Raw genomic sequence first — 13,958 nt, forward strand, 5'->3', positions numbered from 1 at the left:
TAAACTAGATTGTAGATTGCATTCAATCTCATTTATTCATTTCCTTTGATTATAAGTTTAGCTTAACGTAACTTTTTTCTCATTTGGCAGAGCTAAGACCCGTAGAACAAAATTCTATGTGTTTTAGCTCTGTTCGTTTATATTATTTTCCTCTAAAATTTATTATTGTTTTTCTGAATGCTTTAGTTTATATACTTTTGTGAGAAAACGTATTATTTCTTTACATGTCCTTAAACAATATTTCTTCTGTGCTGTTAGCAAGAAAGAGGTTTATGAATTAATTTACAGTATAGAAATTATACAAATTGTTGAATCTGAATGTTTTCTTATTAGCATAAAATACAAATAAGAATGCTAAAGTTACGCTAAACGCAAAGTCTAAAATATATGTTTAAACTTTTCAAAAATATTGACCGAAAAAACTACAGACCGGTTTTTGGAGGCTTGGATATTCTAAAATTTATAGGTCCAGGATTACTTGTTACGGTTGGATTTATCGATCCGGGAAATTGGGCATCAAATCTAGCTGCCGGAGCGGAGTTTGGGTATGCACTGTTGTGGATGGTGACTCTGTCTACTATCATGCTGATACTTTTGCAACATAACGTTGCGCACTTAGGTATAGCTACCGGCCTTTGCTTATCGGAGGCTGCTGCTATTTACCTGAAACCCGCATACTCAAAGATATTATTATCATCGGCTATGTTGGCTTCTATTTCTACATCTCTAGCCGAAATCCTAGGAGGTGCTATCGCGTTAGAAATGTTATTTAAAATTCCGGTAAAAGCAGGTGCTTTGCTGGTTACAGTGTTTGTGATTATCATGCTCTATACTAATTCTTATAAAATTATAGAGAAATGGATAATTGCTTTTGTTTCTGTAATTGGATTATCTTTTCTGTATGAACTCTCATTGGTACACATTGACTGGAATGAAGCTGTTACAGGCTGGGTAACCCCAACATTTCCAAACGGATCTATTTTAATTATAATGAGTGTGATGGGTGCAGTTGTTATGCCCCATAATCTGTTTTTGCACTCAGAAATTATTCAGAGCCGACAATGGAATATGGAGGATGATAGAATTATAAAGAAACAACTTCGCTATGAGTTTCTAGATACCTTAGTTTCTATGTTGGTAGGCTGGGCTATAAACAGCGCTATGATTCTGCTGGCAGCTGCAACATTTTTTAAAACAAGAACCCCGGTTTCAGAACTACAGCAGGCAAATCATTTACTGGTACCTCTTTTGGGAAATAATTCTGCTATTGTTTTCGCCGTTGCACTTCTTTTTTCCGGTATTGCATCCACAATCACGTCGGGCATGGCGGCAGGTTCCATATTTGCAGGCATGTACAAAGAACCGTATGATATAAAAGATAATCACTCCAGAATGGGAGTCGCTATTTCTCTGCTGATTGCTTATGGAATTATTCTGCTCATTACCAATCCATTTCAGGGACTTATAATTTCCCAAATGATTTTAAGTATTCAGCTTCCATTCACCATATTTTTACAGGTTTATCTTACTTCATCTCAAAAGGTTATGGGAAAGTACAGAAATACGCTATTCTCAAAAATACTACTTTATTCATTAGGCGTCATTGTGACATTGTTGAATATTGCTTTGTTCGTAAGTTTGTTTTAAAAGAGTTGTAAAAACACCGAAGAGTAATGAAAGTAGAGATTTATTGGTTATTTTTGTAGAATTGGAATAATTAACGTTTTCTTTTAGAAAAGATATGTACACTATAAGTAAAGAGTTTCATTTTTCGGCGAGTCATCAATTACACGGTTTAAAAAATGATCACCCGTGTGGACGGATTCACGGACATAATTATACATTAAAAATATTTCTGAGGGGAGAACCAAACAAAGACGGTTTTGTACAGGATTATAATGACTTAAAACCAATTTCGGACTGGGTTAATAATACGCTTGATCACAGACATCTTAACGATGTATTTGATTTTCAGACCTCTGTGGAGAATATGAGTAAGTATATTTTTGATTTATTCAAACCCGAATTTCCATTGTTGGTGGCTGTCGAAATGAGTGAAACACCTAAAACGAATTGTAGATATGAGGAGTAAAGCTGATGAGATATTACTCAATGTTGTTGAAATTTTTCATTCAATTCAGGGCGAAGGCGCCAACGCGGGTCGTTCGGCTGTATTTGTAAGATTATCGAATTGTAATAAAAATTGCTGGTATTGCGATACTGATTGGAGTAAAGGTGAGACTATGTCTGTTTCTCAAATACTTGCAGAAGTAAATAAATTCGTTGGTAAAAAAGATTATCCGAATAATTTAATTATCTGGACTGGTGGAGAGCCTACTTTACAACTAACCGATGAAATTCTATCGCATTTTTCCGAGTATTATAATTGCATAGAAACAAATGGTACTAATCCTGTCCCATCGCTGATAAAATACATAAGCTGTAGTCCTAAAGTAAAACCGGAAGTGTTACGAAAAAACTTCAAACATGTAAATGAGTTTCGATATCCGATTGGTGACGGTGATGTACTTCCCGATATCGCAGAATTACCAGCGGCTGATAATTATATTGTTAGCCCTATCTTTTTAGGCGAAGCAAAAAAACGATTTGAACAAGTAGATGAAAATGTGAAGTATGCTATTGATTTTGTAAAGAAAAATCCTAGATGGAGGTTGTCACTACAGCTTCATAAACTATTAAATATCCCTTAAGCGCTCTACTTCTTCCACCGTTTTAGCTCTGCATAAAGGCGTTGAACAGGTAATCCCATTACATTAAAATAAGATCCTTCTATATATTCAACCCCGATGTACCCTATCCATTCCTGTACTCCGTATGAACCTGCTTTATCATAAGGACTGAAATTTTGAAGGTAATACTCTATCTCATCGCTGCTTAATCTGGCGAATCTTACTTCTGAAATTACGTGAAACGTTTTTCGTTTATCCAGTGTGCTGATGCAAACTCCAGTAATAACCTGATGAGTTTTGCCCGAAAGAGATTTGAGCATGCGTGTAGCATCAGCTTTATCCCGGGGTTTTCCAAATACACGACCCTCGTGCCAAACAATTGTATCGGCAGTTATCAGTAACGTATTGCTGTTCATAGATTCAGCAAAAGCATCAGCCTTTTTCTCAGCCAGATACATTGGAATGTCAACTCCAACAAGTTGACTGGGGTAAGTTTCTTCTACGTCAATGGATTTTACTTCAAAAGGTATATTTAACCCCTGAAGAAGCTCTTTTCTGCGTGGCGATTGAGATCCAAGTATTATTTGAAAATTGGCAAGATTAGCAAGCATTTATATCAATTTTTGAAATGAGACAATAAAAATAAGAACGATAAAAGGACTTCAACTCTTCTATCTATCGAACAATAAATAAATTAAATAAGCTGATTCCATGTTGTTTTGCCTGTAAATAATAAAAGACAAAACTATACAAAACTCCTGATAACATGATAAATTTTGATAGGGTAGAGGCCTGATGGAAATCTTTCGGAACCTTAGCTACATACACCATATAAGCCAATGCCAAAAAGGGTAAAGCTAAGCCGAAAATAATGTATCGTAGCGTTAATGTTCCTGTGAAGTGAATAAACATATAATCGACAAGAAAAAGACCAGCTACAGTTATTGCGATAAGTACATAAAGAAATATCTTGGTTTTCTTTAGTCCCCACTTTATTGGCATTGTCCTGCATTCCATTTCTCTATCACCTTTTTCATCTTCCATATCCTTAATGATTTCACGAATCCAGGTACATAGAAATGAAAAAAGAGCATATCCTCCAATCCAACCATAAAATAAACGCGGAATGGGTGTTTCGAAGATTAAGTTTCCATATTCTTTTTGAAGAAATGCAAGTTGAGTAATCCCGACAATCAAAACCGTAATTCCAACGATGAAAGCCACAACCAGATTTCCGATAATAAATTGTCGCTTATAACTGGCAGAATAAAACCACAATAGCCCAGGGATGACAATAAAAATAAAAGCCAAAGTGAAGCTTCGTGCAAAATAGGCCAGCACTAAACCACAAATCACACCTACTCCGGTTAGAAGTTGGTGCAATAACATGGCTGTGTGTCTGGATATTACATTGCCTACAACCTGTTTGTTTTGTTTGTTGATAGCATCAATTTTTATATCAAAGTAATCGTTCAAGACGTAACCACCGGCAGCAATAAAAACCGATGAAACTATAAGCAAACTCAACATTCCTATCTCCATAGATGCATCAAACCCGTAAACCTGCAAAATAGGTATCAGTATAACCTGCCGCATAAGATACTGAACCAGTGCTATAAACAGCAGATTAGGAAGCCGGATAAGTTTTAAATAGTTTATCATAAGAGTAAATGAGCAATATAAATTTGCAATTAGTTGTAATATGCAGCTAATCAGCTTCGTTTATGTCTTGTATGAATTTCTTTTGATAACAAGCTGTATATCTTACTTATTTCTGGATATTTGTTCAACATGAGAAGATGTCGGGCAATGGTGGTTTCGTCGAATCTTATAGCAGGTCCTGTTTGTGCATCATAAGGACTCAGCGTTTTTATTTTTTCGGCTGTTTCTGCTATAAGCGGTTGAATTATTTCAAATTGAATCGCTGAATCGTCAAGTATTTGAGATGCAATATCGTACATATAATTAGTAAAATTGCAGGCAAAAACTGCGGCCAAATGAAGTTTCTTTCGCTGTTCTGAATTGATTGTATAAATCTTATCCGTCAATAATTTTGCTAAATCAAACAGAACTTGTTCAATCTCGATACTACTTGCTTCAATGCATATAGGTATCTGAGTAAAATCGACATCTTTCTTTAAAGAAAAAGACTGTAGAGGATAAAAAACGCCATAACTACCTGTAAATCCTTCGAAATCAGTCATTGGAATACTTCCGGCGGTGTGTACATGAATTCCGGCGGGAATTCTTTCCATTTTTCGTAAAACACTTTTCAACGCAGAATCTTTCAAAGCATAAATATATAAGTCTGCATCGAGATATAAATCTTCCAAATCATCAATATACGTTGTGTTTAGCTTTTTCGCCAAATGTTGCGCATTTTCAGGATTTCTGCTGAAAACCTGTTTGATAGTAATCCCTTTGGATTGAAGTGCTGAACCCAGATGTGTGGCTACACTTCCTGAACCGATTAATACAATTTCCATAGTACACAATTAGATAGATAAATAATTAAGAATACGGGGTTAAGCCGTTACTTTTTCTTGCCAAAAACCATTATGGCACCCGCAAGTATAAGCAATACAGGCCAAATAAAATCAGAAATATGTTTTGTATAGTGAATAATGTCCGAGAGTCTGAAAAGCAGACCAACTACCAACAGTACAATACCTATATTTTTATTGCTGTGACAAAGCAGAAAAATCACCCCCAAAATAAGCGGGTAATTCTTAAAGTCGAAAATGTACGATTCAAATTCGGCCGGAATAATTTGTATTTGTTTAAACAAAAATAAACATCCAAATACGAGTAATGAAACTCCCCAGGCCAGTCGGTTATCCTTTTTTATAGACATAGACATTTATGGAATAAAGTTAGAATTTTTCACTATGAACTTTAGATATTACCAGCTTATCTTCATCGTATGGTTTTCTTTCTTCGTCGGGATAGCCGATAGAAATGATACACAATACTGCATAATGCTCAGGTATATTTAATAAACTGCGAATAAACGATTCTGTTGTGGTAACGTCATCTTTATGTCTGCCGTACACCTGAATCCAACAACTACCCAGTCCTAAATCCTGAGCCTGTAGTTGCAACAGAATTGCAGCAATAGAGGCATCTTCCATCCACACATCTGTTTTTGTGGTATCGGCTGTAACTATGATTCCAAGCGGCGATCCTGCCAGGAACTGAGACCCGTGCGGACGACAATCTGCCAGAGTTTTTAGCGTTACATCGTCTTGCACCACAATGAATTCCCACGGATTACTTCGTTTTGAAGAAGGCGACATTAATGCAGCCTTTGTTATCTGGGATATTTTATCTGCTTCCACCGCTTTGGGTAGATATTTGCGTATACTGCGTCGGTTTTTGAGTAAATCAAAGAAAGAATTCATTGAAATTTATTTAGTTGTTTAAAACTTATTGTTTAGCATCTTTCTTTACCAGATAGGTGATTATGCTATTGGGTTTCAAAATTCCGGTCAGTCTTTTAAACGGCAAAGTAACCTCAGTTTGTCCCAGGTAATAAGGCGCTATTTCATACGGATTAAATACATAATTAATTCCTTCATCGGTAATGTAGAAGTTGCCGTTAGGTTTAATAGAATCAGTCCAATAATCCGTATCTTCTAAATTGAGAATAGGCTCAGCATCCTTTTCATCTTTTACCTCTTTACTTTCTTCTACTATCCGTGCTTTTATGAGCTTGATAAGTTCTGCTTTATAATTAGCCTTAAATATATCATTTTCAGTGATTAACTTACCTGTCTTCAAATCAAAATTATAGTAGTTTCTTGTCTCAAGTCCGTGAGCTCCACCCATATATACGTATCTTTCAATACCATATACGTATATTTTTTTATCGCTTAATAAACTAAAGCCTGACAAGGTATGTTCGTTGTTAAAAGAATATCGGTTGGTACTATCTAATTCTTGCAGTAACGGCTCATTATTTTCTTTGTATTCAGTAAAGATGTTTTTGCTAAATAGCTGAACAATAGAATTGTTGGGGTGAGAAATGTATTCTTCTCCAAATAAGTTGGTTATAATAACATTTCGAATTGATTTTAAGACTAGGCTATCAGCAAAAGCAGTTGGAATTTCGATATCAATATCTACGGTTAAAGCACCTTTGGTAGTGTCCTTAGATAAGAAAAATTTCTTTTTGAACTCTTTATTGTCTGTTTTGATAGTTTTTTGTGTACATGAGATAAATAGACTTGCAGTCAAGATGCTCAACAATAATAAAATAGATTGCCTTTTCATAATCAAATACGTTTTAATAATTACGGAACAAATTTACAATATAAAAGCTGATTATTTCAAAAAAACCAAGATTTTTTTAAAGTCATTCTTAAAAATTATTATCTTTGCATTCGGATATGAAAACAAAAGTAATAAAATACATCGTTGCTTATTTATCTGCTGCTTATTTTATTATAGGGGGTACGGGGTTTAATGTCGTAAGCTTCTGTTGTCAGACCTGCGAAAAAGAAGGAATAGAGATAGTTGCCACTGATTCTTGTTTCGCAATTCATCATAATCTACACCAAAAGAATATCGATAAGCAACATCCCGATTTGTATTGTGCAGATATTGCGCATCATTTAGATAATTGCCATTTTATACGTCTTAATACTGATACCCCTTCATTTCAATCAATTCACAAGCTACTTTTAAAACAAATTTCTACCGTATTTTTGTTCAATAGTTTTCCTCTTTTTTCACCGGATACGTTAGATTTATCCAATCGAACGGTTTTTCCTCTTTCCGATAATCATTTTTCCTTATCCGGACGCTCAATCCTTGCGTTTCACGCTACTCTTCTGATTTAAATTGCTGAATTTTCGGTTTATATTCTTCTTGTAATTGTATTCAATTATTTGAAGAGCTTTTTGCATCTCGGTTTTTAGTCTTTCATGACTGAAAACATTCCATTCTACAATTTAAATTGCTGATTATTATGATAGAACGTATCATTCATTTTTCAATAAAGAATAAACTTATTATTGGCTTATTTACCGTTGCGCTTATAGGCTGGGGAGTGTATTCGCTCACTCGCTTACCTATTGATGCAACTCCCGATATAACTAATAACCAGGTGCAGGTTATTGCGCTAGCACCGTCGCTGGCGGTACAGGAGGTGGAAAGTTCCATCAGTGCACCAATAGAAGTTGCCGTTGCCAATATTCCTAATATCATTGAACTCCGCTCCATATCGCGTCTGGGGTTGTCGGTCATTACCGTTGTGTTTAAAGACAATGTCGATATTTACTGGGCCAGACAACAAATGAGCGAACGGATTAAAGAAGCTGAGGAAGTAATTCCTGCCGGCGTGGCCAAAATTGAACTGGCACCTATTTCAACCGGATTGGGTGAAATATACCAATACCGCCTTGCCGTTGGTAAAGGCTTTGAGAGAAAATATAACCCCATGGAATTGCGTACCATACAAGATTGGGTAGTGCGACGCGAAATGTTAGGAACTGTGGGTGTGGCTGATATTAATAGTTACGGTGGTTTTGTAAAGCAATATGAAATAGCCGTAAATCCCGAAAGATTACGTGGGATGAATCTGACTCTTACTGATATTTTTGATGCACTCGAAAAAAACAACGAAAATACAGGAAGTGCTTACATTGATAAAAAACCGACAGCTTATTTTATACGCGGTATCGGGTTGGTAAAATCGCTGGAAGATATCGAAAAAATTGTTGTCAAAAGCAATCCTTCGGGCGTACCTGTTTTGATCAGGGATGTAGCCAGTGTTCGGTTTGGTAGTGCCATCAGGTATGGTGCTTTTGTGGTAGACACTACTGAAGCTGTGGGTGGAGTTGTGATGATGTTGAAAGGAGCCAATGCCAATGAGGTAACCAAGAACATTGAAGCCCGCGTAGAATCTATTCAAAAATCATTGCCTCAGGGCATAAAAATAGAGCCGTTTCTGAATCGTTCCGATTTGGTTGATCGTGCTATTGGCACTGTTTCACGCAACCTGATTGAAGGAGCATTAATTGTTATTTTTATTCTCATTCTGTTTCTGGGGAACTTTAGAGCCGGGCTGATTGTAGCTTCGGTCATTCCGCTTTCCATGCTGTTTGCCATATCCATGATGAATTTCTTTGGTGTGTCGGGTAATTTAATGAGCCTGGGTGCTATTGATTTTGGGTTGATTGTAGATGGAGCAGTAATTATAGTGGAAAGTGTGGTGCATCGAATATCGATGAGCAAAACCCAACATTTGGGCATCACGCGACTTACGCAGCACCAAATGGACGAAGAAGTGTATCAGGCTTCGAGCCGGATAAGAACAGCAGCTACTTTTGGCGAAATTATTATTCTGATAGTTTATATGCCTATTCTCTTTTTGGTAGGCATTGAAGGAAAAATGTTTGTGCCAATGGCACAGGTGGTTGCTTTTGCTATTTTGGGTGCATTCATACTTTCGTTAACTTATGTTCCTATGGCTTCGGCTTTGTTTCTGAGTAAAAATACAGAATACAAACCCAACTTTTCGGATAAACTGATGGCTTTTTTCCACAAAGCTTTCCAGCCGGTGATTCATTTTGCGTTGAAGCGCAAATTGCTGATTTCAGCATCAGCCATTGGGTTGTTTTTGATAAGTTTGGGTGTGTTTAGCCGTTTGGGTGGAGAGTTTATTCCTCAACTGGAAGAAGGCGATTTGGCTGCCGGAGTCATTACGCTGCAAGGTGGATCGCTTTCCAATACAGTAGAACAGGTTCAGAAAGCCAATAAGATTTTGCTTGATAATTTTCCGGAGATAAAACATGCGGTTTGTAAAATTGGTGCAGGTGAAATACCTACCGATCCCACACCTATGGAAACAGGCGATTATATTATTACGCTTAAAGACAAAAGCGAATGGTCGTCGGCTAAAACCCGTGAAGAGCTGGTAGAAAAAATGGAGGAAGCGCTGATTCCATTGGCAGGCGTGAAGTTTGAGTTCCAACAGCCTATTCAGATGCGCACCAACGAGTTGCTTTCAGGATCGAAACAGGATATTGCCATTAAGATATTTGGTGACGACCTGAACACTTTAGCTGATAAAGCAGCTCAAGTGGAGAAAATAATTCAAAAAGTTGAAGGAGTTGAGGATATAAACGTAGAAAAAGTAACCGGGCTAGCGCAGATACAGGTTGAATATAACCGTGACAGACTTGCTCAATACGGACTTTCTGTTGAGGAGGTGAACCGTGTATTGCGTACAGCCTTTGCAGGAAGTCAGGCGGGTGTTGTTTTCGACGAAGAGAAACGCTTTGCTATGGTGGTGAGATTGGATAAAGATTACCGGCAAGATTTGGATGATGTGAAAAATCTGTCGGTTGCGTTACCCAATGGTGGTCAGATTCCTTTTGAGCAAATTGCCAGCGTAGCGATTAAATCCGGACCTGCACAGGTTTCGCGCGAAGACACCAAGCGCCGTATCACCATTGGTTTTAATGTACGCAATCGGGATGTTGAAAGTGTAATAGACGAGGTTACAAAACAAATTGATGAAAAAGTTGAGTTCCCTACAGGATATTTTGTAAAGTATGGTGGACAGTTTGAAAATCTTCAGGCTGCAAAATCCCGTCTGGCTATCGCTGTACCTGTAGCATTACTGCTTATTTTTGTGCTATTGTTTTTCACTTTTCACTCCGTAAAGCAAGCACTGCTCATTTACACAGCCGTTCCCATGTCACTCATAGGTGGAATCTTCGCACTATGGCTGCGTGGTATGAATTTTTCTATTTCGGCAGGCGTGGGCTTTATTGCTTTATTTGGTATTGCCGTTCTCAATGGAATTGTGCTTATAGCCGAGCTCAATCGACTCGAAAAAGAAGGAATTACAGATATTACCGAGCGTGTACTGAAAGGATTGCATACACGATTGCGTCCGGTAATTATTACCGCTGCTGTGGCATCATTAGGATTTTTGCCTATGGCTTTGTCAACTTCGGCAGGTGCTGAAGTGCAAAAACCACTGGCTACAGTAGTTATTGGAGGGTTGATAACAGCCACTTTGCTGACTTTGATTGTATTGCCCATTTTCTATATCTTCTTTTCGTCAGATCGCTTTAAACGAATTTTTAAGCGAAAGCCAATTATAACCGCATTGATAATTATACTGTTATTTGGTAGTAACGGCGTACATGCTCAGCAAACCAGAAGAGTAAACCTCCGACAAGCAATTCAATTAGCATTGGACAGCAATTTGACTGTACGCTCGTCGAACTATGCCGTAGATGTTCAAAAAGCACTGAAAGGAGCTGCATTGGATATTCCTAAAACCAATATAGAAGGGCAATATGGACAATTCAATTCATACTCAAAAGACAATAGTTTTACAGTATCTCAATCTTTTGCATTTCCTACGGTATACGCGAATCAGCACAAGTTGGCTAAGGCCAATGTAAAAAGCAGCGAATGGGAATTGAAAACTGCGCAGTTGGAAATAGCAACCCAAGTGAAGCAGGTTTACTGGCAATTGACTTACCTGTACTCAAAGCAAAAGTTATATCAGTGGCAAGATAGCCTGTATTCCGGGTTTTTGCGAGCAGCAGAACTTCGGTTGAAGACCGGTGAAACCAATCGGCTGGAAATGATTACAGCCCGTTCGCAAAGTATGGAAGTGCGTAATCAGTTGCAACAAGTACTTGCCGATGTAGATATTTTTTCTCAAAAACTGCAGACACTTATGAACTCCGCTTCGGTAATTTTGCCGGCTGATACCATATTGAAACGCGCCAGGTTGTTGCTACTATCCGATAGTGCAGTCCTATCAGCCAATCCTCAGTTGGGTTATTCTAAACATCAAATGGAGGTTTCACGTCTAGAGAAAAAGCTCGAACAAAGTAAATTGCTTCCTGACATTAGCATTGGTTATTACAGTCAGACGATACAAGGTGAACAAACGGTCAATGGCATTTCCCGAACTTTCGGACCCGGTGACAGATTCACCGGTATACAAGCGGGAATTGCCGTTCCGCTGTGGTTTGCACCCAATGCTGCTAAAATTAAAGCCGCAAAACTTAAGCAGCAGCAGGCTACAACCAATGCCGAAAATGCAACTAATCTGTTGAAAGGGAATTATAACTCGCTATTGGGCGAATATGCAAAGTTCAGTAACAGCCTTAATTATTACGAGAATCAGGCAGTTCCGGAAGCAGATTTAATAATCGATCAGGCCACCAAAAGTTACAAAGCCGGTGCCATCGACTACCTGGATTATATTCAGAGTTTAAGTCGGGCATTGACAATAAAGCAAAACTATCTTGATGCGTTAAACAACTACAACCAAACAATTATTTCTATTGATTACATTACTGGTAAAACCATTTAAATAAATACATTATGACATTTAATAATAAATCATTTATACTGATAACTCTTCTTTTTCTGACTTTTGCTTCGTGTGGAAAGGTAAATAAAAAGGAAGCAAACAGCCATGAAGAAGTGCTTCCCGAAGACATTGTGGAACTGCGAGACGATCAGATTAAACTGGCCGATATACAAACCGGAATAGTGGAAATGCGATCGCTTAGCGGTACATTGAAAGTGAATGGAACCGTATCCGTAGCACCGCAAAATCTGGCAACAGTTTGTATGCCATTGGGTGGATTCGTGAAAAGTACTTCGTTGACCCCGGGAGTTGCTGTAAGAAAAGGACAAACGCTGGCGATACTGGAAAATCAGGAATTTATTGATATTCAGCAGAACTATCTGGAAACCAAAAATAAACTGGAATATGCTCAGGCCGAATATACCCGGCACAAAGAACTATACAAAGATGATGTATATTCCAAAAAGAATTTGCAGCAGGTGACAGCCGATTATAAAAACCTGAAAGCTATGCTTAAAGCACTTGAACAAAAGCTGGGACTCATTGGTATACAAACTGCACGGCTTACAGAAGACAAGATAAGTCGCTCGGTGGCACTGGTTTCACCCATTTCGGGCTATGTGAAAGCAGTAAATGTTAGTATTGGTAAATCTGTTTCAGCTTCGGATGTATTGTTCGAAATCGTGAATACCGATAAATTGTTTCTGGAGCTTACGTTGTTTGAGAAAGATGCCGACAAAGTTCGTAATGGTCAGAAAATTCTGTTCTATATCAATAACGAATCCGAGCAGCACGAAGCAATTATTTATCAGACCGGAAAATCTATTAATAACGACAAAAGCTATAAGGTGTACGCCAATGTAGTAGGTCACTGCAGGAATATGCTTCCAGGCATGTACGTAAATGCTAACATCGAAGCTCAAAGCAATCAGGTCACTTCAGTTCCGTCCGAGTCTGTTGTCAGCTTTGACGATAAGGATTATATTTTTATTCTGGATAAGAAAAAAATGGAAAACGGAAAATCTATGACTGAATACCGCATGATTCAGATACAAAAAGGGGTAACTGAGAATGGTTTCACAGGTATTACTTTGCCTGATAATTTCAACATTAAAGGGAGTAAGGTTGTTGTAAAAGGTGCATACAATCTGCTCTCAGCAAAGAAAAATGCCGGAGAAATGAGCTGTTAATCAATACAAATGTGTTTATAACAATGAAAATACTACTTTCAATAGCTATTTTTATAGTGGCAGGACTTTGCGAAATAGGTGGTGGGTATCTCGTGTGGCTTTGTCTGCGTGAACATAAATCCTGGTGGATCGGTGCATTAGGGGGTATAATACTTTTTGCCTACGGTGTTGTGGCCACATTACAAACCGAAAATTTTGGAAGAGTTTATGCCGCCTATGGTGGAATTTTCATTGTTATGGCCATTATTTGGGGATGGAAGGTTGATGGTGTTATTCCCGACAGATATGATTTAATTGGAGGATTCATAGCGTTGATTGGTATGGGTATTATCATGTTTGCACCCCGCAGTTGATGAATAGACGTAATTATTAACGAACCTGATGAATGTTTAAAAAAAATGAATTGATTCTTATTTCTTTGGAATTTCATAGAAGCTTTCTATCTTTGTCAAACAATTACTTTAAATAAATAACAAATAACTTACAAAATGAAAAAGAATATTGCCCTATTGTCGCTAATCGCGATTTTTGCTATCGGAACTGTATCTGCTCAAACTGCTCCTGCTAAAAAAGCAAAAGCTCAAACTGAAACTAAAGCTTGCTGCAAAGACAAAAAAGACTGCAGCAAAGACAAAAAAGAATGTTGCAAAGAAAAAAAGGCAGAAACTAAAAAGAAATAATAACTGCATAAGCAGATTATCTAAAGTCCCAATCTTATTTGATTGGGAC

General features: G+C 37.6%; 14 protein-coding genes. 8 read left to right on the top strand and 6 right to left on the bottom strand.

Translation table 11 applies throughout. The features are described from left to right. Window positions 1-387: 387 nt before the first annotated feature. From PALPR_RS02675 to PALPR_RS02685, 3 genes are all read left to right on the top strand, one after another. Complete coding sequence (locus PALPR_RS02675; RefSeq protein ID WP_013444069.1) at window positions 388-1,647, top strand: Nramp family divalent metal transporter; 1,260 nt, start codon at window positions 388-390, stop codon at window positions 1,645-1,647. Window positions 1,648-1,741: 94 nt separating this feature from the next. Then, entirely contained in the window at window positions 1,742-2,092 is a 351-nt protein-coding gene (locus tag PALPR_RS02680) for a 6-pyruvoyl trahydropterin synthase family protein (protein ID WP_013444070.1), read from the top strand. After that, window positions 2,082-2,711, top strand: a complete 630-nt coding sequence (locus tag PALPR_RS02685) for a 7-carboxy-7-deazaguanine synthase QueE (RefSeq protein WP_013444071.1) — start codon at window positions 2,082-2,084, stop codon at window positions 2,709-2,711. Before PALPR_RS02680 ends, PALPR_RS02685 begins: the two co-directional genes overlap by 11 nt. Window positions 2,712-2,716: 5 nt before the next feature. Here PALPR_RS02685 and PALPR_RS02690 read toward each other — a convergent pair whose 3' ends face one another. From PALPR_RS02690 to PALPR_RS02715, 6 genes are all read right to left on the bottom strand, one after another. Continuing rightward, window positions 2,717-3,301, bottom strand: coding sequence for a Maf-like protein (locus PALPR_RS02690; RefSeq protein ID WP_013444072.1), 585 nt, complete (start codon window positions 3,299-3,301; stop codon window positions 2,717-2,719). 64 nt (window positions 3,302-3,365) lie between these two features. Next, window positions 3,366-4,352, bottom strand: coding sequence for a geranylgeranylglycerol-phosphate geranylgeranyltransferase (locus tag PALPR_RS02695; protein WP_013444073.1), 987 nt, complete (start codon window positions 4,350-4,352; stop codon window positions 3,366-3,368). 50 nt (window positions 4,353-4,402) lie between these two features. Then, on the bottom strand, window positions 4,403-5,176 hold the full coding sequence (locus PALPR_RS02700; RefSeq protein ID WP_013444074.1) for a Rossmann-like and DUF2520 domain-containing protein: 774 nt from the start codon (window positions 5,174-5,176) through the stop codon (window positions 4,403-4,405). A gap of 47 nt (window positions 5,177-5,223) precedes the next feature. Continuing rightward, a complete protein-coding gene (locus tag PALPR_RS02705) occupies window positions 5,224-5,544 on the bottom strand; it encodes a LiaF transmembrane domain-containing protein (protein WP_041620160.1) in 321 nt (106 codons plus the stop codon). Window positions 5,545-5,563: 19 nt separating this feature from the next. Further along, the gene (locus PALPR_RS02710; protein WP_013444076.1) at window positions 5,564-6,091 is read right to left on the bottom strand and encodes a nitroreductase family protein; all 528 of its coding nucleotides are present in this window, start codon (window positions 6,089-6,091) and stop codon (window positions 5,564-5,566) included. 25 nt (window positions 6,092-6,116) lie between these two features. Further along, complete coding sequence (locus PALPR_RS02715; RefSeq protein ID WP_013444077.1) at window positions 6,117-6,962, bottom strand: RsiV family protein; 846 nt, start codon at window positions 6,960-6,962, stop codon at window positions 6,117-6,119. Window positions 6,963-7,078: 116 nt separating this feature from the next. Here PALPR_RS02715 and PALPR_RS02720 point away from each other — a divergent pair, with 116 nt between their 5' ends. The 5 genes from PALPR_RS02720 to PALPR_RS02740 all read left to right on the top strand — a co-directional run bounded on the left by PALPR_RS02720 (window position 7,079) and on the right by PALPR_RS02740 (window position 13,909). After that, the gene (locus tag PALPR_RS02720) at window positions 7,079-7,531 is read left to right on the top strand and encodes a hypothetical protein (protein WP_013444078.1); all 453 of its coding nucleotides are present in this window, start codon (window positions 7,079-7,081) and stop codon (window positions 7,529-7,531) included. Between the two features lie 128 nt (window positions 7,532-7,659). After that, the gene (locus PALPR_RS02725) at window positions 7,660-12,039 is read left to right on the top strand and encodes a CusA/CzcA family heavy metal efflux RND transporter (RefSeq protein ID WP_013444079.1); all 4,380 of its coding nucleotides are present in this window, start codon (window positions 7,660-7,662) and stop codon (window positions 12,037-12,039) included. Window positions 12,040-12,050: 11 nt separating this feature from the next. Continuing rightward, window positions 12,051-13,229 (top strand): efflux RND transporter periplasmic adaptor subunit, encoded by a 1,179-nt coding sequence (locus PALPR_RS02730; protein ID WP_013444080.1) that lies wholly within the window; start codon window positions 12,051-12,053, stop codon window positions 13,227-13,229. A 23-nt stretch (window positions 13,230-13,252) separates the two neighbouring features. Beyond that, entirely contained in the window at window positions 13,253-13,582 is a 330-nt protein-coding gene (locus PALPR_RS02735) for a YnfA family protein (protein WP_013444081.1), read from the top strand. A gap of 135 nt (window positions 13,583-13,717) precedes the next feature. After that, window positions 13,718-13,909 carry a hypothetical protein gene (locus PALPR_RS02740; protein WP_013444082.1) on the top strand — a complete coding sequence of 64 codons (192 nt, stop codon included), beginning with the start codon at window positions 13,718-13,720 and terminating at the stop codon, window positions 13,907-13,909. The last annotated feature ends 49 nt before the right edge of the window (window positions 13,910-13,958 follow it).

It is taken from the genome of Paludibacter propionicigenes WB4, assembly GCF_000183135.1.
GTDB classification, from domain to species: Bacteria; Bacteroidota; Bacteroidia; order Bacteroidales; family Paludibacteraceae; genus Paludibacter; species Paludibacter propionicigenes.

Excerpts from the sequence above, each read along its gene's own strand:
- PALPR_RS02690 (WP_013444072.1), bottom strand. The coding sequence starts at position 3,301 with ATGCTTGCTAATCTTGCCAATTTTCAAATAATACTTGGATCTCAATCG.
- PALPR_RS02695 (WP_013444073.1), bottom strand. The coding sequence starts at position 4,352 with ATGATAAACTATTTAAAACTTATCCGGCTTCCTAATCTGCTGTTTATA.
- PALPR_RS02710 (WP_013444076.1), bottom strand. The coding sequence starts at position 6,091 with ATGAATTCTTTCTTTGATTTACTCAAAAACCGACGCAGTATACGCAAA.
- PALPR_RS02675 (WP_013444069.1), top strand. The coding sequence starts at position 388 with ATGTTTAAACTTTTCAAAAATATTGACCGAAAAAACTACAGACCGGTT.
- PALPR_RS02685 (WP_013444071.1), top strand. The coding sequence starts at position 2,082 with ATGAGGAGTAAAGCTGATGAGATATTACTCAATGTTGTTGAAATTTTT.
- PALPR_RS02715 (WP_013444077.1), bottom strand. The coding sequence starts at position 6,962 with ATGAAAAGGCAATCTATTTTATTATTGTTGAGCATCTTGACTGCAAGT.
- PALPR_RS02730 (WP_013444080.1), top strand. The coding sequence starts at position 12,051 with ATGACATTTAATAATAAATCATTTATACTGATAACTCTTCTTTTTCTG.
- PALPR_RS02705 (WP_041620160.1), bottom strand. The coding sequence starts at position 5,544 with ATGTCTATAAAAAAGGATAACCGACTGGCCTGGGGAGTTTCATTACTC.
- PALPR_RS02735 (WP_013444081.1), top strand. The coding sequence starts at position 13,253 with ATGAAAATACTACTTTCAATAGCTATTTTTATAGTGGCAGGACTTTGC.
- PALPR_RS02700 (WP_013444074.1), bottom strand. The coding sequence starts at position 5,176 with ATGGAAATTGTATTAATCGGTTCAGGAAGTGTAGCCACACATCTGGGT.
- PALPR_RS02740 (WP_013444082.1), top strand. The coding sequence starts at position 13,718 with ATGAAAAAGAATATTGCCCTATTGTCGCTAATCGCGATTTTTGCTATC.
- PALPR_RS02725 (WP_013444079.1), top strand. The coding sequence starts at position 7,660 with ATGATAGAACGTATCATTCATTTTTCAATAAAGAATAAACTTATTATT.
- PALPR_RS02680 (WP_013444070.1), top strand. The coding sequence starts at position 1,742 with ATGTACACTATAAGTAAAGAGTTTCATTTTTCGGCGAGTCATCAATTA.
- PALPR_RS02720 (WP_013444078.1), top strand. The coding sequence starts at position 7,079 with ATGAAAACAAAAGTAATAAAATACATCGTTGCTTATTTATCTGCTGCT.